Annotated in this window: 17 protein-coding genes; 11 read left to right on the top strand and 6 right to left on the bottom strand. The window is 70.0% G+C overall.

The genetic code is table 11. From position 1 onward, the window contains the following. Window position 1 precedes the first annotated feature (1 nt). Complete coding sequence (locus ABZ906_RS36900) at window positions 2-781, top strand: methylmalonyl-CoA mutase family protein (protein WP_361390231.1); 780 nt, start codon at window positions 2-4, stop codon at window positions 779-781. Here ABZ906_RS36900 and ABZ906_RS36895 read toward each other — a convergent pair. The 4 genes from ABZ906_RS36895 to ABZ906_RS36880 all read right to left on the bottom strand — a co-directional run bounded on the left by ABZ906_RS36895 (window position 778) and on the right by ABZ906_RS36880 (window position 4819). After that, on the bottom strand, window positions 778-2133 hold the full coding sequence (locus ABZ906_RS36895) for a PLP-dependent aminotransferase family protein (RefSeq protein ID WP_361390229.1): 1356 nt from the start codon (window positions 2131-2133) through the stop codon (window positions 778-780). The genes ABZ906_RS36900 and ABZ906_RS36895 overlap by 4 nt on opposite strands. A gap of 233 nt (window positions 2134-2366) precedes the next feature. Further along, window positions 2367-3143: an ABC transporter permease gene (locus ABZ906_RS36890; protein WP_361196177.1), complete on the bottom strand. Its 777-nt coding sequence runs from the start codon at window positions 3141-3143 to the stop codon at window positions 2367-2369. Next, window positions 3140-4105: an ATP-binding cassette domain-containing protein gene (locus tag ABZ906_RS36885; protein ID WP_361390227.1), complete on the bottom strand. Its 966-nt coding sequence runs from the start codon at window positions 4103-4105 to the stop codon at window positions 3140-3142. The genes ABZ906_RS36890 and ABZ906_RS36885 overlap by 4 nt, the downstream gene beginning before the upstream one ends. A 39-nt stretch (window positions 4106-4144) precedes the next feature. Next, window positions 4145-4819 carry a DUF4097 family beta strand repeat-containing protein gene (locus ABZ906_RS36880; protein WP_361390225.1) on the bottom strand — a complete coding sequence of 225 codons (675 nt, stop codon included), beginning with the start codon at window positions 4817-4819 and terminating at the stop codon, window positions 4145-4147. Window positions 4820-5061: 242 nt separating this feature from the next. Between ABZ906_RS36880 and ABZ906_RS36875 the strand changes: the two genes are divergently transcribed. The 3 genes from ABZ906_RS36875 (at window position 5062) to ABZ906_RS36865 (ending at window position 9833) form a co-directional block, all read left to right on the top strand. After that, window positions 5062-5802 (top strand): helix-turn-helix domain-containing protein, encoded by a 741-nt coding sequence (locus tag ABZ906_RS36875; RefSeq protein ID WP_361196172.1) that lies wholly within the window; start codon window positions 5062-5064, stop codon window positions 5800-5802. Between the two features lie 341 nt (window positions 5803-6143). Continuing rightward, entirely contained in the window at window positions 6144-8426 is a 2283-nt protein-coding gene (locus tag ABZ906_RS36870) for an MMPL family transporter (protein ID WP_361390223.1), read from the top strand. 129 nt (window positions 8427-8555) lie between these two features. Continuing rightward, window positions 8556-9833, top strand: a complete 1278-nt coding sequence (locus ABZ906_RS36865) for an MFS transporter (protein ID WP_361390221.1) — start codon at window positions 8556-8558, stop codon at window positions 9831-9833. Window positions 9834-10329: 496 nt separating this feature from the next. On the opposite strand, the gene ABZ906_RS36860 is transcribed toward ABZ906_RS36865, so the two are convergent. Beyond that, window positions 10330-11268, bottom strand: a complete 939-nt coding sequence (locus ABZ906_RS36860) for a ScbA/BarX family gamma-butyrolactone biosynthesis protein (protein WP_361390219.1) — start codon at window positions 11266-11268, stop codon at window positions 10330-10332. A gap of 282 nt (window positions 11269-11550) precedes the next feature. On the opposite strand from ABZ906_RS36860, the gene ABZ906_RS36855 reads away from it, so the two are divergent. The 5 genes from ABZ906_RS36855 to ABZ906_RS36835 all read left to right on the top strand — a co-directional run bounded on the left by ABZ906_RS36855 (window position 11551) and on the right by ABZ906_RS36835 (window position 15644). Then, a complete protein-coding gene (locus tag ABZ906_RS36855; RefSeq protein ID WP_361390217.1) occupies window positions 11551-12186 on the top strand; it encodes a ScbR family autoregulator-binding transcription factor in 636 nt (211 codons plus the stop codon). 205 nt (window positions 12187-12391) lie between these two features. Beyond that, window positions 12392-13090 (top strand): HAD family phosphatase, encoded by a 699-nt coding sequence (locus tag ABZ906_RS36850; RefSeq protein ID WP_361390215.1) that lies wholly within the window; start codon window positions 12392-12394, stop codon window positions 13088-13090. A gap of 2 nt (window positions 13091-13092) precedes the next feature. Then, on the top strand, window positions 13093-13854 hold the full coding sequence (locus ABZ906_RS36845; protein ID WP_361390405.1) for a glucose 1-dehydrogenase: 762 nt from the start codon (window positions 13093-13095) through the stop codon (window positions 13852-13854). 210 nt (window positions 13855-14064) lie between these two features. After that, on the top strand, window positions 14065-14652 hold the full coding sequence (locus tag ABZ906_RS36840) for a TetR/AcrR family transcriptional regulator (RefSeq protein ID WP_361196160.1): 588 nt from the start codon (window positions 14065-14067) through the stop codon (window positions 14650-14652). A 116-nt stretch (window positions 14653-14768) separates the two neighbouring features. Then, window positions 14769-15644, top strand: coding sequence for a transketolase (locus ABZ906_RS36835; protein ID WP_361390213.1), 876 nt, complete (start codon window positions 14769-14771; stop codon window positions 15642-15644). Window positions 15645-15697: 53 nt separating this feature from the next. Here ABZ906_RS36835 and ABZ906_RS36830 read toward each other — a convergent pair whose 3' ends face one another. Continuing rightward, a complete protein-coding gene (locus ABZ906_RS36830; RefSeq protein ID WP_361196157.1) occupies window positions 15698-16684 on the bottom strand; it encodes a helix-turn-helix transcriptional regulator in 987 nt (328 codons plus the stop codon). A gap of 302 nt (window positions 16685-16986) precedes the next feature. On the opposite strand from ABZ906_RS36830, the gene ABZ906_RS36825 reads away from it, so the two are divergent. Continuing rightward, on the top strand, window positions 16987-18327 hold the full coding sequence (locus ABZ906_RS36825; RefSeq protein ID WP_361196155.1) for an NDP-sugar synthase: 1341 nt from the start codon (window positions 16987-16989) through the stop codon (window positions 18325-18327). Between the two features lie 24 nt (window positions 18328-18351). Beyond that, window positions 18352-19053 (top strand): SDR family oxidoreductase, encoded by a 702-nt coding sequence (locus tag ABZ906_RS36820; RefSeq protein WP_361196153.1) that lies wholly within the window; start codon window positions 18352-18354, stop codon window positions 19051-19053. Window positions 19054-19209: the final 156 nt, after the last annotated feature.

The following is a 19209-nucleotide window of genomic DNA, read 5'->3' as shown; positions in this document are numbered from 1 at the left end:
GATGAATCGCACCACAGCAGGTGAGTCGGGGCTTCCCTGGACGATGCGCCAGTACGCGGGCTCCGGTACGGCGGTCGAGTCCAACGCCCGGTACAAGCAGCTGATCGCGAACGGTACGACGGGCTTGTCCGTCGCCTTCGACCTGCCCACGCAGATGGGCCACGACTCGGACGCGCCGATCGCGTCCGGCGAGGTCGGCAAGGTGGGGGTCGCGATCGACTCGATCGACGACATGCGGGTCCTGTTCGGCGGCATCCCGCTGGACAGGGTGTCGACGTCGATGACGATCGACGCCCCCGCCGCCCTGCTGCTCCTGATGTACCAACTGGTGGCCGAGGAGCAGGGCGTCCGGGCGGACCGGCTGACGGGGGCGATCCTGAACGACGTCGTGGGGGAGGACATCGCGCGCGGGACGTGCATCTTCCCGCCCAAGCCCTCCCTGCGCCTGATCGCGGACGTCTTCGAGTACTGCCGGGCCGAGATCCCGAAGTGGAACACCGTCTCGATCCCCGGCTCCGGACGGCACACGGCAGAGCCGGGCGTGACGCCCGCCGCGCGCGAGACGGCCATCGAGGCCCAGCAGGCCGAACGCCTGGCCAAGCTGCGTGCCTGGCGGTGCGCCGAACGCGTGGCGGACGCCCTGTCGCTGGTGCAGGACGCGGCGGCGGGGACGGCCAACGTCCTGTATCCGATGCGGGAGGCGCTCGCCGCCGGGGCCACCGTCGGCGAGGTCTGTGACGCGCTGCGCGAGGTGTGGGGCACGTACGCCCCGGCCGTTTAGGACGTCCGCGGCCCCGGTATCCGTATCGGGCGGGAGCCCACGCCGCCGAACGCGTGGGCGAAGTCCGTCTCGGCCTCCAGGACCGCGGCGAGGCGGCGCACGCCCTCGCGGATGCGCTCCGGTGTCGGATAGCAGTAGGACAGCCGCAGTCGGCGGCCGCCGGACCCGTCCGCGTAGAAGCCGGTGCCCGGCGCGTACGCCACACGGGCGGCCACCGCGCGCGGCAGCATCGCCTTGGTGTCCACGCCGTCCGGCACGGTCAGCCACGTATAGAAACCGCCGTCCGGCTTCGTCCATGTGCAGCCCGGCGGCAGGTACTGCTCCAGTGCCGAGAGCATCGCGTCGCGGCGCTCGCGGTAGTTCTCCCGGAACAGCTCGATCTGGCTCTGCCAGTCGTGCGTGGCCAGGTAGCGCGACACGATCAGCTGGTTCAGCGTGGGCGGGCACAGCGTCGCCGACTCCGTGGCGAGCACCAGCTTCTCCCGCACCGAGGGCGGCGCGAGAACCCAGCCGACCCGCAGACCGGGGGCGAACGTCTTGGAGAACGAGCCCAGATACACCACGTTGTCGGGGTCGAGCGAGTGCAGCGCAGGGTAGGTCCGGCCGTCGAGGCCGAGCAGGCCGTACGGATTGTCCTCGACCACCAGGACGTCGTACGTGCGACAGATCTCCAGGATCTCCGCCCGCCGTCCGACCGCCAGCGTCACGCCGGCCGGGTTGTGGAAGTTCGGGATGGTGTAGAGGAGTTTCACGCGCTGCCCGGCGATCCTCGCCTGCCGCAGCGCCGCCCGCAGCGCCTCCGGGACCAGGCCGTGCTCGTCCATCGCGACCTGCACGACCTGCGCCTGATATGCGGCGAAGGAACCCAACGCGCCGACGTATGAAGGGCCTTCGGCCAGCACCACGTCTCCCGGGTCGCAGAACAGCCGGGTCACCAGGTCGAGGCCCATCTGCGAGCCGACCGTCACCACGACGTCGTCCGGGTGAGCCGTGATGCCCTCCAGGGCCATCACGTCGCAGATCTGTTCCCGCAGCGGCGGCAGACCGTGCGCCGACGCGTACTGCAGGGCCGTCAGGCCGTCCTCCGCGATGATCTGCGCGACCTGCGTCGAGAGTGTGTCCAGCGGCAGTGCGGCCAGGTTCGGCATGCCGCCGGCCAGCGAGACCACCTCCGGCCTGCTGGCGACCGCGAACAACGCCCGGATCTCCGAAGCCGTCATGCCCGCGGTGCGTGCGGCGTACCGGTCGGCGTGCGGGTCGAAGTGCGGGTCGAGGTGCGGGTCGAGTACGGTGCGGCCGCTCTGCGGTTTCGCGGGGCCGTGCCCGGTCAACTCGTCGTTCGCCATCAGCATGATCTGTCCGTCCGCCGATCCTGGTCCAGCCTCGCCAGGCAGCATGGGCGCCCGCGCTCAATGACCGCTCAAGTCCTCCTCGCGGCCGACTACGAGACGGCCTGAACCGGAAGGCCGGACCGGCTGACCGCACATGAGTGTGGCGGCGCACGCCGACGGGTGTCGGAGTGCGCCGCCACTGGGCGGGACGGGCCGGGGGGCGGCGTCCCGCACGTTCGCGGTTGCCCGGGGGCCTACTTGGGGTCGCGGTTGAACTGTGCGCTGGACCAGCGGTAGCCGAGGAGGGCCAGACCCACGCACCAGGCGAGGGCGATCCAGCCGTTGTTGCCGATTTCGGTGCCGAGGAGGAGTCCGCGCAGGGTCTCGATGGCGGGGGAGAAGGGCTGGTACTCGGCGATCGGCTGGAACCAGCCCGGCATGCTCTCCAGCGGGACGAAGGCGCTGGAGATCAGCGGCAGCAGGATCAGCGGCTGTGCGCTGTTGGCGGCCGCCTCGGCGTTCGGGCTGCCCATGCCCATGCCGACCGCGATCCAGGTGAAGGCGAGGGAGACGAGGGCGAGCAGTCCGAATGCCGCCAGCCACTCAAGAGCCGTGGCGTCCACGGACCGGAAGCCGATGGCGACGCCGACCGCGCCGACGAGCACCACGCTCAGGATCGCCTGGAGCACGCTTCCCGCGACGTGACCGAAGAGCACGGATCCGCGGTGGATGGCCATCGTGCGGAAGCGGGCGGTGATGCCCTCGTTCATGTCGGTGGAGACGGAGACCGCGGTGCCGATGGTGGTGGAGCCGATGGTCATCAGCAGGATGCCGGGGACGATGTAGGCGATGTACGCGTCGCGTCCGGCGCCGCCGCTCATGGTGTCGCCGAAGATGTAGACGAACAGCAGCAACAGCATGATCGGCGTGAGCAGGAGGTTCAGCGTCAGCGACGGGTAGCGCCTGGCGTGCAGGAGGTTGCGGCGCAGCATCGTGTTCGAGTCGCGCACGGCGAGGGACAGGGAGCTCATCGGACAGCCTCCTTGGGCTGGCTGGGCACGGTGGTGCCGGTGTTACCGCCGGTGAGGGCGAAGAAGACGTCGTCGAGGTCGGGGGTGTGCACGGTCAGCTCGTCGGCTTCGATGCCCGCCGCGTCCAACTTGTCGAGGATGGCGCGCAGTTCGCGCTGGGTGCCGTCGCTGGGGATCTGCAGGGAGAGTGCCTCGTCGTCGCGGGTGACCTCGGGCAGGGCGAGGCCGGCGGACTGGTAGGCGACCGGGTCGGAGAAGCGGAGGCGGACGTGTCCGCCCGGGATGAGGCGCTTGAGTTCTTCCGCGGTGCCTTCGGCGGCGATCTTGCCGCCGTTCAATACCGCGATGCGGTCGGCGAGTTCGTCGGCTTCTTCGAGGTACTGGGTGGTGAGGAAGACGGTGACGCCGCCGTTGACGAGCTCGCGGATGATGCCCCACATGTTGTGGCGGGAGCGGGGGTCGAGTCCGGTGGTGGGTTCGTCGAGGAAGATGATGCGGGGGTTGCCGACCAGGGTCATGGCGATGTCCAGGCGGCGCTTCATGCCGCCGGAGTAGCTGGAGGCGGGCTTCTTGGAGGCCTCCACCAGGTCGAAGCGCTCGAGGAGTTCGGCGGTGATGCGCCGCCCCTCCTGCTTGGAGAGGTGGTGCAGGTCGGCCATGAGGAGCATGTTCTCCTCGCCGGTGATCAGGCCGTCGACGGCGGAGAACTGCCCGGTGACACCGATCGAGGCGCGTACGGCCTGTGCATCGGCGGCCAGGTCGTGACCGCCGACGCGGACGGTGCCGGCGTCGGCAGTCACGAGAGTCGAGAGGATCTTCACGGCAGTGGTCTTGCCGGCGCCGTTCGGGCCGAGCAGAGCGAAGATCGTTCCTTCGGGGACGGTGATGTCGACGCCGTCGAGCACGACCTTGTCGCCGTAGGACTTGCGCAGCCCGTTCGCCGCGATGGCCAGATTCGTCATGTTGGTGCTCCTCGGAGGCTTCGGTTAGAAGCTGGGGGGTCAGAGACTGCGTGCGGTGATGTCGCCGTACGAGGTGGTCGCGTGGATCTGCAGGCCGGCGGCGGCGCCGTCGGTGTTCTGGAGGGTGTTGTCGATCCGGCCGTAGCTGGTGCCGGCGTCCAGGTGGGCGGAGACGCCGCGGGCGGCGCCGACCGAGATCTCGCCGTGCTCGGTGCGCAGCGTGACCTTGCCCTTGATGGCCTCGGTGATCAGCAGGTTCCCCTTCTGGGTGCTGATCTCCGCGGGGCCGCCCAGGTGGCCGACCGAGATGTCACCGGCCTGGAGGGCGAGGCGGGCGCTCGATGCCTCGTCGAGCTTGACCGTGCCTTCCGCGCCCTCGAAGGAGACGTCGCCGAGGCGTCCGACGCCCCGGATCTCACCGCTGGCGGCCTTGGCCACGATGTCCGACCCGGCGGGCAGTTGGACGGTCACCTCGATGGTTCCGGAGGCGCCGAGGATCTGGTTCCTCACGGGTGCGGCGCTGATCCGCAGGACGCCGTCGGCGCCGAACTCGACCGTGGCCTCCTCGGCCGCCTTCACGTCGCGGCTCTTGGAAGCGTTCGCGGGGAGGATCTCGACCGTGGTGTCGGCGCGGTCGGCGGCGATGATCCGGATGCTTCCCGCGGCGATGTCGACGACGGCGGAGACCGGGGCGGGGGTGTCGAACTTCTGCATGATGGGCTCCCTTTTCTCTGGTGCGTGCCCTGCGGCTCGCTGTTTCTGATGATGGAAACGCTAAGTTGCATTCACGTTTCTGACAACAGCGATGTTGCGTGCAATGGGCATCACTCCATGTCAGAGGCACTAATTCGTTGCAGTGGTGTGGAAGCTAATGCAACAGTAGAGAACGGAGTCGTTGCAATGAATTGACCGCGAACGCTATAGTGGGCGCACCACGGACCACGAAGGAGACCGCGATGCCGGGAGGCAGACTCACTCAGCAGGAACGCCAGGAGATCGCGCTGGGCCTGGCCGACGGGCTCGCCTACGCGGAGATCGCCAGGCGCCTCGACCGCCCGACCTCGACGATCACGCGCGAGGTGATGCGCAACGGCGGCCCCACCGCCTACCGCGCCGACCTCGCCCACCGCGCCACCGAACACCGCGCCCACCGCCGCCGGCAGTCCGCACCCCGTGACCCCAAGGCGCCCCCGCAGGCCCATGGCCGGGACGCCGAAGCCGTGCACGAGTACGAGGAGCTGTTCACCACCGTCATGATGGGCTCGGGCATGCCCAAGATGATGGCCCGTGTGATGGTCTGTCTCACCATCACCGACTCCGGGAGCCTCACCGCCTCCGAGCTCGTCGAGCGCCTCCAGGTCAGTCCGCCCTCGGTCTCCAAGGCGATCGCGTTCCTGGAGAGCCAGGGCTTCGTCCGCCGTGAACGTGACGAACGCCGTCGTGATCTCTACATCGTCGACGACGACATCTGGTACCAGTCGATGATGGCCAGCGCCCGCTCCACCGCCCGCGTCGTCGACATCGCACGGCAGGGTGTCGGAGTCCTCGGACCGGGCACCGCTGCCGGTTCCCGACTCGAAAACGTCGCCCGCTTCCTCGACTACGTGAACGAAAGCCTCGCCAGAGCCGCGGACCAGGCCCGCGACGTCCTCTACACGAAACCGGAGCCGGGTTCGGACAGCACGACGTCGACCTGATCCGGGGCGGGCCGCGCGCGGACGCGGACGGGTGGCCGCCTTCTCCCAGTGGTCAGACCGGACTCCTCTCCCTCGAGTGGTGTCGGTTGTGTCGACTAAAGAAACCACGCGTGCGGTTTCTAAGTCAATCCATATGGCCTGAGACTTGTCCGCCGTCCACCGGGATTCGACCCTGCCCCGACCGCGTTGGGGCAGGGTTCTGAAGTACGCATGCCCTGTGACCACTTGAGAGTCGCTGGAGGAGTGGTGGAGAAGCAGCGTTCCCATAAGTAAACCGTCTGCGCGGTTTGTTAATCTCCTCGGGTCTTGGTGCCATTCGATCCCGAGGGAGCCCCCCCACCATGGCGACGTTGCTCTACAAACTGGGCCGATTCACCTTTCGAAGGCGAGGCGTGACAGCACTGCTGTGGCTCCTGGTGCTCTTCGGAACCGGATTTGCGGCCTCGTCGGCGCCCACCCCGCCCGCCGACACTTTCTCCATGCCGGGAACCGAATCGCAGAAGGCCTTCGACCTCCTCGAAGAGAAGTTCCCGGCCGCGAGCGCCGAAGGAGCCAGCGCCCGGGTCGTCGTGCGCGCCCCCGACGGAGAGCGGATCACCACGCCGGAGCACAAGGCGGCCGTCGCCGACCTCGTCGCCGGCCTGGGCAAGGACCCCAAGGTCTCCCGGGTCACCGACCCGTTCGCGGGCGACGCGGTCAGCAAGGACGGCACCACCGCCTACGCCGTCGCCACGTACAAGGTGGCCGCCACCGAACTCGTCGACAAACAGCACGACGCCCTGGAGAAGACCCTTCAGTCAGGACGCGACGCGGGCCTGACCGTGGAGGCAGGCGGCGACGCGGTGAAGGTCGACGTCGCCATGGGCGGCACCGGCGAGCAGATCGGCGTGCTGATCTCCGCGGTCGTCCTCCTGATGACCTTCGGCTCCCTGATCGCCGCGGGCATGCCGCTGCTCACCGCACTCGTCGGCGTCGGCGCGGGCATCAGCGCCATCACCGCCCTCGGCAGCACCCTCGGCCTCTCCGCGACCACCTCGAACCTCGCCATGATGCTCGGCCTCGCCGTCGGCATCGACTACGCGCTCTTCATCGTCTCCCGCTACCGCTCGGAGATGCTGGAGGGCCACGACCGCCAGGAGGCAGCGGGCCGGGCGGTCGGCACCGCGGGCTCCGCCGTCGTCTTCGCCGGACTCACCGTCATCGTCGCGCTCGCCGGTCTGAGCGTGGTGAACGTCCCGCTGCTCACCAAGATGGGCCTGGCCGCCGCCGGTACCGTCGCCATCGCGGTCCTCATCGCGATCACCCTGGTGCCCGCCCTGCTCGGCTTCGCCCCGGTCCGCGTCCTGCGCCGCCGCGACCGCGCCGCCTTCCGGACCAAGCCCCTGTCGGCCCGGCAGGAGCGCAAGGCGGCCAAGCGAGAAGCCAAGCGAGCCGGCAAGCAGGCCCCCGGCCAGGTGAAGGAGCGCTCCAACCTCGGTACCCGCTGGGCCCGTTACGTCCTGCGCCACCCCGTGGCCGTCCTGCTGGTCGGCGTCATCGGCCTCGGCGCCGTGGCCCTGCCCGCCGCCGACCTCGAACTGGGTCTGCCGGGCGAGGGCACGATGGCCACCGACACCACCCAGCGCAAGGCGTACGACATGCTGTCGGAGTCCTTCGGCGACGGCTTCAACGGCCCGCTGATGGTCACCGTCGAGTCCGACGACGCGGCGGCCGCCGCGAAGACCGTCGGCGACCGGTTCGCCGAACAGGACGGCGTGGCCTCCGTGGCCCCGGCCGCCGCCAACAAGCCGGGCGACACCGCGATCTTCAACGTCGTACCGGACAGCGGTCCCAACGAAGGCGCCACCGAGGAGCTGGTCCGCTCCCTGCGCAAGATCGCCGGCGGCATGGAGGGCGACACCGGCTCCGAAATCCTGATCACCGGTCAGACGGCCCTGTTCATCGACTTCTCCCGCACCCTGGACGACGCACTCCTGCCCTACCTCGGTCTGGTCGTGGGCCTGGCCTTCCTGCTCCTGATGCTGGTGTTCCGTTCGCTCCTGGTCCCGTTCAAGGCCGCACTGGGCTTCATGCTCTCGGTCGGCGCGGCTCTCGGCGCGGTCGTCGCGGTCTTCCAGAAGGGCTGGCTCGCGGACGTCTTCGGCGTCGAACAGCCCAACCCCGTCATGAGCACCCTGCCCATCCTCATGATCGGCGTGGTCTTCGGACTCGCCATGGACTACGAGGTGTTCCTGGTCAGCCGGATGCGGGAGGCGTACGCCCACGGCGCCACGGCGGGCGAGGCGGTCGTCGCCGGATTCCACTACGGCGGCCGGGTGGTCTCCGCTGCGGCCATCATCATGATCAGCGTCTTCTCCGGGTTCATCGCGGAGGACAACGACCTCATCAAGATGATGGGCTTCGCCCTCGCGTCCGCGGTGCTCTTCGACGCCTTCGTGGTCCGCATGGCCATCGTCCCCGCCCTGTTCGCCCTCCTGGGCACCAAGGCGTGGTGGCTGCCGAAGTGGCTCGACAGGCTGCTGCCGAACCTCGACGTCGAGGGCACGAAACTCGACCGCGCCCCGGCGGCCGACGTGCCCGCCCCGCGCCAGGGCCGCCAGAGTGAGCACGAACTGATCCGCTGACCGGCGGCCGGTACACGTCCGGCCCGTCGTACGCCGCAGCGCACCCCGCGGGACGCACCACAGGTCCCGCGGGGTGCACCGCACGAAATCCCTTGCCGCCGCGCGACTTTGACGTGAAGATCCGGGATTGTGACTGACGCCGACATAGCCCCGCCGATCGAATCCGGCGGCTCCGCGCGCACGGAGCCCGTGTCGCCGCGGCCCGCCCACCGCGACACCAACGTGCTGCGCTGGCTCGCCGCGTACTTCGCGTCGATCGTGGGCGACAGCGTCTACTTCCTCGCCCTCGGCTGGGCCGCCGCCCAGCTCGCGGGCCCCGCACAGGTCGGCATCGTGCTGGCGCTCGGCGCGGTGCCCCGGGCGCTCCTCATGCTCCTCGGCGGTGTGATCGCCGACCGGTTCGATCCGCGCAAGGTCGTCATCGGCTCCGACGCCCTGCGGGCCGTGGTGATCCTCGCGGTGGCCGTCCTGCTGTGGCTCAGCACTCCGCAGCTGTGGCTCCTGATCGCGGTGGCGCTGGTCTTCGGCGTGGTGGACGCCCTCTTCATGCCGGCCGTGGGTGCGCTGCCGCCCCGGCTCACCGGACCCGACGAGATCGTCCGCCTCGTCGGCATGCGGCAGCTGGCGATCCGGATCGGCAAGGCCGTGGGGCCGCCCATGGCCGGGTTCGCGCTCGCCCACCACGGAGAGGCCGCCTTCGCCCTCGCCGGGGTGCTGTTCGCGCTCTCCCTGGTCCTCCTGGTCTCCGTACGCATCGCGCCGCTGCCGCACAGCCGGTCGGCCGGTGAAACGGGCAGCCCCTGGCAGGACCTGACCGACGGGTTTCGCTACATCAGGCGGCACCGGGTCGTCGGCCCCCTCGTGCTCGGCACGGCGCTGAGCGAGGTCGGGTTCATGCCGCCGCTCCAGATGGGAGTGTTCCTGCTGACCAAGGAGCGGGGCTTCGGGGCCACCGGGATCGGCTGGATACTCGGCGCGTTCGCGGTCGGGGCGGGGCTCGGCGCCATCGGCCTCTCCCTCGCGGGGCGGATCCGGCGCGCCGGGCTGGTCCAGGTCTGCGCGATGGTCGTGGCCTCCCTGGCGATCGGCGCCATCGGGCTGCTGCCGACCGTGGCCGGTGCGGCGGCGGTGGCGGGCTTCGCGGGCCTGGTGGGCGGGGTGTGCGGCGGGCTCTCCGTCGCCCTGATCCAGCACAACACGGCCGCCGCCTACCAGGGCCGCGTCGCCGCGGTCCTCGCCCTCTCCCATGTCGGCCTCGCCCCGCTCGTCTTCCCGCTGTTCGGTCTGGCCGCCGGGGCGGTCGGGGTGGTGCCGATGTTCCTCGTCGGCGCGGGGATCAGCGCGTGCGCCGCCGTCGTCGGAGCGCTCTCCCGTGAGGTACGGCGGGCGGAACTGCGGGTGCGGTAGCGGGCGGTGGACGGGTTCTGGCCAGGGACGCCGAACAGGCCGTCGTACGAGCCCGGGCCGTCCGGGATGCCGTGTGCCGGTGGTGGCACGTGTTTTCGGAGGAAGTGCCTCCGGTGGGGCCGCATCCGGAACCGGCGAATCCAGCCACTTCTGTGTTGTGGGGACCCGACAGTCGGGGTGCGCCGGTACGGTCTGGCCCATGACGGTGTGCGGGGATCGGCGCGCCGCGGTGTGCCCTGCGCACGCCGGGGCGCGGGGCAGCGGGGCGGGAGTGCCCGGCGGGAGAGCGCGCTGCGCTGTGCCGTACACCTCTTGGAGCTATGCCTCATACGGCTGTTGCGGCACGGGTACGTCGGCGCGGAGCCGGAGGATGCGGAGCAGGCTGCGCCGCGGCGTCGTTGACGCGGTACAGCAGCCCGGCCGCCCGTGTGCGCCGCCCGGGAAGCGAACCGTCGGCGGAGACGTGCCGTGGGGGGTGGCCGCCGCGTGCCGCTGCTCAGTTCAGGTTCAGCTGCTGCAGCGTGATCACGCCGGAGAAGACACAGATGTCGTTCTGGACGGCGGTGACGAGCACCCTGTGCCGGTCCGGTCCGGCCATCGGCAGCAGGTCGGTGTGGATCCAGCAGGGCACGTCGAGTTCGGTGTAGCGGGCGAACACGACGTCCATGCCGGTGACGCACACGGGCGCGGGGTGGACCGCGGCGTGCGCGGACTGGCGCGCGGCTTCCAGGAGCAGCATGCCGGGGGCGTGGTCGACCGGGTGGTCGAAGAGCACGGGGTGGTTGAGGTCGACGCGCAGCTGGCTGCGGCGCGGAGAAGCGGTCGGCGAGAGCACGACGTCGTCGAAGGACTCGCGCGCGACCTGGGTGGGAGCGGCCGGCGGCGGCAGCGGCAGTGCGCGCGCGGTGGCCGCGGCGAGGTCCGCGTACGGTCCGCGCAGGCGCTTGTAGAGCGCCGGGGCGTGGTTGGCGAAGCGGGTCAGACAGGTGCCGACGACCATGCCGTCACGCACCACGTCGACCTCCATGTCCAGCGAGGCGAGCCGCTGTGATCTGCGGACGATGTCCCGGCAGGCGACGTGGAGTTCGATCTCGGGCGGCGTGCTGCCGGCGGCGAGCGCCGCAGGGGCGAGCGAGTAACTGAAGTGGCTCCAGGACTGGCTGTGGCCGAAGGGCACGTCGTAGGCCGCGTGACTCAGGAGCGGCACGCACTGGCGCACCGACTCGGCGAGCAGGAGCGGGTCGAGCAGGTTGTGCCGCGTGCCGTAGAAGCTGTGGTCCTGCGGCCACTGCGCGCGGACGGCGAACTCATCGGCTCCGCTCCGGCGCCACTGGGTGAGGAGCGTCTCGGAAGCGGTGTTCTTGTGGACCTGCCTGCTGGTTGCCGGTGTCCATCCGGCCGTGCGGGCAGGAGCGGGCAGCATGGTGCTGTACATACGAAATTCCCCCTGAGACGTATGAGCACCCCAAAGCTCGTGGTGCCCGGAGCACCGTGGCTGAGGCTTGAGGTATGCATGAGAACACCTCGAATTTAGAGAATGCTCTCTTTTTTTAAGACCAATCACAGGCAAAGAAACCCTCACGAGACTCCCAAATCTAAGCACGATAAGGGGCAAATCGGTCTCAATGTGCGGGATTTCGGTGCTGACACAGGGGTGGAACAAACGTGAGCCATCCTCTAACTTAGAGATCGTTCTGTTTACTTTGGAGGGGCGACGATGCGGCAGCCGAAACAGCAGCGGGCCGTGGAGACACGCGACGGGATCCTTCGCGCGGCGGCCGAGGTCTTCGACGAGATGGGCTACGCGGGCGCGGGCATCAACCGCATCCTGGAGCGCGCGGGGGCCACCGCCGGGTCTCTCTACTTCCACTTCCAGTCCAAGGAAGGCCTCGCGCACGCGGTGATGAACCAGCAGGCGGACACGATCCTGCCGCTGCTGCGCTCCGAGGGCCTGCAGAGACTGATCGACATCACCCTCGTGTGGTCGCGCCAGTTGCAGACCAACGTCCTCCTGCGTGCCGGTGTCCGGCTCACCACCGAGCAGAGCACCCTGGGCATGGGCGACGCGGCCGGGCCGTACGTCGCCTGGGCCAAGGTGATGGAGGAGTGCCTGATCCAGGCCCGCGACATGGGTGAGTTGCAGGGGGGAGTGGACCCCGCGCAGGTGGCCGATCAGGTCGTCGAGACGTGCACCGGCATGCAGCTCTACTCCGCCGCCGCCGTCGGCCGGGCGGACCTGCCCGAGCGCGTGCGCCGGATGTGGCAGATCCTGCTCCCCGGCATCGCCGTCCCGGCCACCGTGGTGCGCATGGACCTCGATGCCCGTCGCCTGGAGGAAGCCGGCCTGGTCTGAGTTCTCGCCCCGCCTTCGGGTTCTCTCCCTCCTCCCCGCTGCGGGACCGCGGTGACGCGCGGTCAAGTGTGCCTGTACGGAAGCGTCTTACTGTGCGCGCACGGTGCCGCGCGGAGCAAAGGCGCACGCTGCGGCACGGTCCACCGGTGCGCGAAGCGCGCACCTCGCCCCGGCGGGGAGCCGGGGCCGAACCCGGGGAGAGTTCATGGGGCTCAGTGCCCAACGGCTGCGGCTCGTCGCGGTCAACATCGACGGTGTCCTGCTCAGCGACACCTTCAGTCCCGTCATCCACGACTTCGTCGTCGGCCGTGGCGGGCAGTACACAGCAGAAACCGAACGGAGCATCTTTTCCCAGTCGCAGCACATCGCGGGGGAGCGCATGGCCGACGCGGTGCCTGTCCCCCTCACCGGCGAGGAAGCGATGCGGGCCTACTTCGCCGAGCGGGACGCGTACGTGGCGCGTCACCCGGTCACGGTGACGCCGGGTGCGGAGCGACTGCTGCGCCGCGTGCGGGATCTGGGGTTACAGGTGGTGTGCTACGGCGGTCTCGCCAAGGCGCACTTCGACACGCATCTGGGAGCGTACGAGGACCTGTTCGACGGTCCGGGGTATGTCTGCACGGACGGCTTCCGGCCCGGCATACACGAGATCATCACGCAGACCTTCGGCCTCAAGCACGACGAGGCGGTCTTCATCGACGACGTCGCCCGCGTGGCCGAGGAGGCCAGGGCGCTGAACGTCGCGTTCATCGGCCACCCCAGCGCCTACGAGCACAGCTTCCAGCGGCAGTTGATGCTGGAGGCCGGTGTGCGGCACCTGGTGGACCACCTCGACCAGGTCGATGCGGAGCTGCTGGGGCGGGTCGATGCCGAGGCGGCGGCGGGCCGGAGCTGGGAGCGATGACCATGCTGGCAGGCAAGACAGTCATGATCACGGGCGCGTCGAGCGGCATCGGGGCGGCGGCGGCCCGGCTCTTCGCCGAACAGGGCGCCGCCGTCAGCGTGATGGCCAGACGTACGGAACTCCTCGACCGTCTGGTCGACGAGATCACCGCGGCGGGCGGCAGGGCCCTCGCGGTCGGCGGCGACGTGACACGCGGGAAGGACGTGGCCGACGCCGTGGCCAAAACCGTCGATACGTTCGGGGGCCTGGACGCGGCGTTCAACAATGCCGGTTACGCCACCGCGGGCAAGGCGCTCCACGAGATCGACGAGGAGACCTACGCGCGGACCATGGACGTCAACGTACGGGGCGTGTGGAACTGCCTCGCGCACCAGATCCCCGTCATGCTCGCGTCCGGGCGGGGCGGGTCCGTGGTCAACACCTCCAGCGTGGCCGGCGTGGCCGCCACCGGGGCCTCCGCCGCGTATGTGGCCGCCAAGCACGCCGTGATCGGCATGACGAAGGCGGCCGCGGCCGACTACGGGGCGCGCGGGGTGCGCGTCAACGCACTGGTCGTGGGCAGCACGCGTACCGAGATGATGGAGCAGGTCCTGGCCGCCGCACCGCAGTTGGAGCGGGTCTTCATGGCCGCCGCGGTGCAGCAGCGGATGGCCGACCCGGTCGAGGTGGCGCGGGCGGCCGCGTGGCTGTGCAGCGATCTGTCCTCGTTCGTCACCGGTGCGGCCGTGCCGGTCGACGGGGGCGCCACCGCTCTGTGTGACTGAGGTTCCTGAGCGAGCATGACCCGGGCCGGGAGGCACCGTCCGTCGGGCGGTCCTCCCGGCTTCGCCGCGCCGCGCGCCATCCCGCCCCGGTCAGTTTTTAGAACGGTGGCCCAGAAATAATTAGAACGATCACTTTGCTTATGGGTCGGGAGATGGGTACTGTCTGCTCCAGAGGGAGGCGGATGTGCCGCCGCGGTCCCTGGAGGGCGCATGGTGACTCAGGACAGAGCCGCACGCACGCGTGAGGCTCTCATCAGGGCTGCGGCCGGCGACATGGACGCGAACGGCTACCACGGGGCCACCATGGCCTCGATCAGCGCGTCGGCGCGGGTCTCCATGGGTGCACTGACCTTCCATTTCTCCAGCAAGCGCGCCCTGGCCGAGACGGTCGTCGAGGAAGCGTCGACCATCACGCGGGCGCGTGCCGTGACCGCGGTGGCCGGGTACACGTCCCCTCTGTCGGCCGTGTTCGCCCTGATGCGGGGCCTCGCGGGCCTGCTCGACGACGATGTCGTGGTGCGGGCGGGGGCCCTGCTGGCCCGCGAGCGGCCGAAGTCCGTGCCGGGCTGGCACGACGCGTGGGTGCCCACGCTCAACCGGCTGCTGCGGGAGGCGGACAAGGCGGGCGAGCTGCGCCAGGACGCCCGTCCCGACGCGGTGACGGCCCTGGTCGTGTACGTACTGACGGCAGTCGAGGCGTACCGCTGCTCCCCCGTGGGCGAAGGGCTCGGGGCGCAGGCCGCCCTGGAGCGGCTGTGGCCGTTCGTCTGGCGGGGCGTCACGGTCGCGACCGCCTGACGGCACAGAACCCGCCCCTGTTTTTACCTGATGCGTACCAAGCAGAGGGTTCACAGGTCTCAAAAACAAATAGAACGTTCTACATAATAGTTACTTGCCTCTGGGAGGAGTGCGCTGTGGGGGCTACAACGGTCCGGGCGGAGGACATCTACCGCGAGGAACTGGCGAAGATCGGTGCGGACGACGGGCGTGTGGTGTGTGTCGAGGCCCTGCCCGGCGGCGCACACCACCCCTTCGAGTCGGCCCACCCGGACCGGTTCTTCCCGCTGGGCGGCGTCGAGAGCGCCATGGTGACCATGGTCGAAGGGCTCGTCACCGCCGGGTTCCGGGTCTTCGTGTGCGGCCTCGGTCTCGGCGCGGACACCAGGGCCGCCCGGCTTCCCCGTCTGACGGTCGCCTATCTGCGGGCGGGGGCGTCGGTCATGGTGCCGCACACGCAGACCGATCTGGCGGAGCTGCGGAGCATGCCGCGCGTGCAGATCGCCGTACCGACCGGCGCGCGCGAGATCAGGGCGGTGCTGCGCTCTGCGGCCCGCTCGGGGCGCCCCTGCCACATCCGTATCGGCACGGAGACGTCCGACGCGGTGGCCGCACCCTGGCCCGGAGCCGCCGACGGGGACATTCCCTCGGTCATCTGGGACGTGGCCGCGGACTCGGGCGATCCCGCGGAGACGGACACCTGCCTGGTCTCGATCGGCGAGGAGGGCACGCGGCTCGCGCTCGCGGTGCGGGAGCGGTCAGCGGACCTCGCGCACGCACACCTGGTGTATCTCGACGACAGCCACTTAGCGGCCGCGGCGGGTGAACTGGCCCTCCGCCACGGCCGATTGGTCGTGCTCGGAGGCGCGGCGGGGCCCGACGGGGCGGCGGAGCGCCTGAGCCGCCTGCTGCCGGGATGCACGGTCATCGGCCTCGCGCGCCCGGAGCCCGGCACGGCGTTCGCCGACGACGTGGAGCGCGCCCTCTCGATGGCCGAGGGCTCGGGGGAATGAGGGGAATGAGGGCGATGAGGGGAATGAGGGAAACAAGGGGGACGAGCGCCGCATCAGTCCTCGCGCGGGGTCTCCAGAAGTTCGGACCGGGCCAGGAGATAGGCGAGATGGGCCCGGCTGCGGCTGCCCATCAGCTCCGACGCCTTCTTGATGTGGGCGGACACGGTCCTGCTGCTGATGCCGAGCCGCTTGCCCATCCCCGCGTCCGTATGCCCCTCGACCATGAGTTGGAGCACGGCCCGGCGGGTCTCGTCCGTCAGGAGCGGCGGCCGGCCGTTGTCATGGGCGACGGTGACGGGCTCGGCGCGCTGCCAGGCGTGGTCGAAGACCTTGACGAGGTAATGGATGAGCGCCGGATGCTCCACGGCGAGCGCGGTCGTCTGCAGGTCGTAGCGCGGGTCGGGGATGAAGGCGATGGAGCGGTCGTAGACGATGAGCCGGTCGACGACTTCGTCGAGCGTGCGCACCTGCGCCCCGGCCGCGGTCACCTGCTCGATGTAGGCGAGAGTCGGGCCGTGCGCGCGCACCGAGTGCTGGTAGAGCGTGCGTTGGCGTACGCCACGGCTGTTCAGGCGCAGCGTGCGGGGCAGGGTCTTGCCCAGTGCGTCGGGGTCGCGGGCCCCGCCGGGGTGGGCGGTCAGGAGCTCTTCGCGGCAGGCCTCGGAGGCCCGCTCGAGCGCCGCGTAGATGACGTCCGAGCCGTGCAGCAGCCGCACGGAGGCGGCGGAGGCGCGCTGTTGGGTGCGGTAGGCGTCCTCGGCCGCGGACAGGGCGTCGTAGATGCCCGCCACGGTGTGCTGCTGCGCCAGGATGGCGCGCTCCAGGGGACGGGTGAGCTCGTGCGACGCGATGTCGGGCGGTACCGCCACCCAGCGGTCGCCGGCTTCGGCCTGGCGCCGCATCAGGCCCAACTCGACCAGACAGTCCGGGACTTCGCCGGACGTGGGGCCTTCCGCCAGCGTGCGGCGGTAGCAATCAAGCCCGCGTTCGCACAGCTGTATGACGTTGGGTTGTGGACTTATGTCCGCATCTCTGCACACTTTTCCCCCTTGCTGCTTCGTGCAATGCGAGATCCCGAGCCTACCCGTCCATGGATTCCAGCCGTTTGTGAGCCATGCTGTTTGAGGCGGGAGGGCGAAACGCGAATTCCGTCATACGGGAGGGGAAGGAAATGCGACTGGAGCCGTTTCCTGTCATATCGCTTAACCGGATGCCCGCACGCGTTGCGGACTCCGATGACGACGAGAACTGGAAGGTGGCCGCCCGCCGGGGCCGCCGGGCGGAAGAGTAATCGGAATACGAATAAGACAAACAATTCGCATTCGCGGGGGGTGCAGCGAGCGTGATCCGTGACGAGGGAACTGTCGGCATCATTCTGGCCGGAGGCAGGGGGGAGCGCGCCAAACCGATCACCCTCAAGTCCTCGGACTACATCCGGAGCAAGGCGCTCATCCCCTTCGTCGGACGACGCCTGGTCGAGTGGATGATCGACGCCTGCCGTGAGCAGGGCATACGCCGGTTCTACGTCGTGACCCACGGCCTGGAGAACCGCAACCAGATCAAGCTCCTCCTCGGCCACGGCGAGCGCTTCGGGGTCGACATCACGTACTCGCGCTCCCGGTTCGACCGCTACAACGTGGGGTCGGCAGGGGCCACGCTGCACAACCTGGAGCAGTGGGACCTGCAGGGCCGCGCCCTCGTGCTGCCCGTCGACTCGCTCTTCGACTTCGACCTGGCGGCGATGGAGGCGACCCACCGCGAGCGGGGCGCGGTGGTCACGGTCGCGTCCGTGGCCCGCACCGCCGCCGAGATCGCCGCCAAGTACGGCGTCATGCGCACCGACGAACGCGGTCTCGTCCAGGGCTTCGTGGAGAAACCCGGCATGAGCGAACTGCGTTCGCTCTTCCCGCGCACGAGCGAGGACCCGGCCGCGACCCTGGCCACCAACGCGGGGATGTACCTGGTCGACTGCGGGCGCCTGCGGCTGCTCGCCAGGGAGCCGGAGCTGTTCCGGCAGTCCCACCAGCGCCTGGACTGGGGCGGCGACCTGCTGCCCCACCTCGTCGAACGAGGAGTACCGGTGGCCACCCACACCATCGGACGCCTCGGCGACATGGGCAATGTCCCCGACTACCTCCAGACGGTCCAGCTCGTGCTCAACGGCGCGTACGGGCAGATGAACCGCCTGATGGAGGCACCTGACAGGACCGACCCGCGCTGCTGGATCCACGAGACCAGCCTGCGCACCAAGGACGACGTCACGGGCACCACGCTGGCCCAGAAGATCGAGGAGGGCTCGGTCGTCATCGGGCCCGGAGTGCGGATCGGCCGGGACGTCGAGATCGGCCGCGGGGTGCGCCTGGAACACACGGACATCGGCGACGGGGCCGAGATCCGCGAGGGCGCCGCCCTGGCCCGGTCCGCGGTGGGGGAGTCGGCGGTGGTCGGCGGCTGGGCCGACATCACCGACGCCTACATAGGCCCCATGGCCCAGGTGCTCTCCGAGCGCGTCAGGCCACTGCGCCTTGAACAGTTCTCGGCCATCGGCGACGGCGCCGTGCTCTGGCCGGGGTCGCGATTCTGCGGGGTCACCGTGTACCCGCGACTACGGGTGCCGGCGCTGACCGGTGTACCCGCTCAGACAGAGCTCAGGCGCGCCGACGACATCCTGCGCTGGGTGTGAAGGCGCTCATCCCTGGAGGGGACCATGCAGAGCCCCATTGCGGTAATCGGCGGGGCCGGCAGGACGGGCGTGCTCATCACGCGCCGCCTGCTGGAGGAAGGCCACCGAGTACGAGTGATCAGCCGTGATCCGCAGCGCGCGGTGCTGCCGCTCGGAGTGGAGACACAGCGTGCCGACGTCCGGTACACGGACTCGCTCGGCCCGGCGCTGCGCGGATGCTCCGGCATCGTGTTCACCGTCGAGCCCGGCACCGCGGACTCCGGTCCGCACAGCCCCGAGACCACCGTCTACGACGGCGTGCGCAACATGCTCGCCGCCGCGGCCGACGGCGCACTGCGCCCGCACGTCGTGCTGGTCAGCCAGATCTTCGTGACGCGGCGCGAGCACCCGATGAACTCCTACGGACGGCTGCTCGACTGGCGGTTGCGGGGCGAGGACGAGGTCCGTGCCTCGGGCCTTCCCTACACCGTCGTACGTCCCAGCTGGCTGACGGACGACGAGGTCGCGGGCGCCCGGGTGCGCCTGGAGCAGCACGACCGCGGCGACGGCTGGGTCTCCAGGAAGTCGGTGGCGGAGGCCTGCGTGCAGGCACTGCGGCTGCCGTCGGCCGGCGGGACGACGTTCGAGCTCTACAACGAACCGGGCCTTGCGCCCACCGACTGGGCCCCGCTGTTCGACCGGCTCATCCCCGACCGGGTCCCCGCCTATCAGGGTCCCGTGCACTGACAGGTGCCCGGTGCCTCCCGAACGGAGGTGCCGGCGCCTTCCGAACGGCGCGGCGGAGCCTGTGAGGCGCCCGTCTCGCCCGTGACCTGCCGGTTCATTCCCCCGTCGCCGGCAGGCAAGGACACGGGGCCGGTGCGCGGCCCGCAGGGTGCTGCC

This window comes from Streptomyces sp. NPDC046925, assembly GCF_040644915.1.
Lineage (GTDB): Bacteria > Actinomycetota > Actinomycetes > Streptomycetales > Streptomycetaceae > Streptomyces.
The sequence above is the reverse complement of the archived record's forward strand: the minus strand, read 5'-3'. Positions and strand labels throughout refer to the sequence as shown.

Excerpts from the sequence above, each read along its gene's own strand:
- ABZ906_RS36845 (WP_361390405.1), top strand. The coding sequence starts at position 13,093 with ATGCTGGCAGGCAAGACAGTCATGATCACGGGCGCGTCGAGCGGCATC.
- ABZ906_RS36875 (WP_361196172.1), top strand. The coding sequence starts at position 5,062 with ATGCCGGGAGGCAGACTCACTCAGCAGGAACGCCAGGAGATCGCGCTG.
- ABZ906_RS36895 (WP_361390229.1), bottom strand. The coding sequence starts at position 2,133 with ATGCTGATGGCGAACGACGAGTTGACCGGGCACGGCCCCGCGAAACCG.
- ABZ906_RS36860 (WP_361390219.1), bottom strand. The coding sequence starts at position 11,268 with ATGTACAGCACCATGCTGCCCGCTCCTGCCCGCACGGCCGGATGGACA.
- ABZ906_RS36850 (WP_361390215.1), top strand. The coding sequence starts at position 12,392 with ATGGGGCTCAGTGCCCAACGGCTGCGGCTCGTCGCGGTCAACATCGAC.
- ABZ906_RS36880 (WP_361390225.1), bottom strand. The coding sequence starts at position 4,819 with ATGCAGAAGTTCGACACCCCCGCCCCGGTCTCCGCCGTCGTCGACATC.
- ABZ906_RS36890 (WP_361196177.1), bottom strand. The coding sequence starts at position 3,143 with ATGAGCTCCCTGTCCCTCGCCGTGCGCGACTCGAACACGATGCTGCGC.
- ABZ906_RS36870 (WP_361390223.1), top strand. The coding sequence starts at position 6,144 with ATGGCGACGTTGCTCTACAAACTGGGCCGATTCACCTTTCGAAGGCGA.
- ABZ906_RS36840 (WP_361196160.1), top strand. The coding sequence starts at position 14,065 with ATGGTGACTCAGGACAGAGCCGCACGCACGCGTGAGGCTCTCATCAGG.
- ABZ906_RS36820 (WP_361196153.1), top strand. The coding sequence starts at position 18,352 with ATGCAGAGCCCCATTGCGGTAATCGGCGGGGCCGGCAGGACGGGCGTG.
- ABZ906_RS36855 (WP_361390217.1), top strand. The coding sequence starts at position 11,551 with ATGCGGCAGCCGAAACAGCAGCGGGCCGTGGAGACACGCGACGGGATC.
- ABZ906_RS36885 (WP_361390227.1), bottom strand. The coding sequence starts at position 4,105 with ATGACGAATCTGGCCATCGCGGCGAACGGGCTGCGCAAGTCCTACGGC.
- ABZ906_RS36900 (WP_361390231.1), top strand. The coding sequence starts at position 2 with ATGAATCGCACCACAGCAGGTGAGTCGGGGCTTCCCTGGACGATGCGC.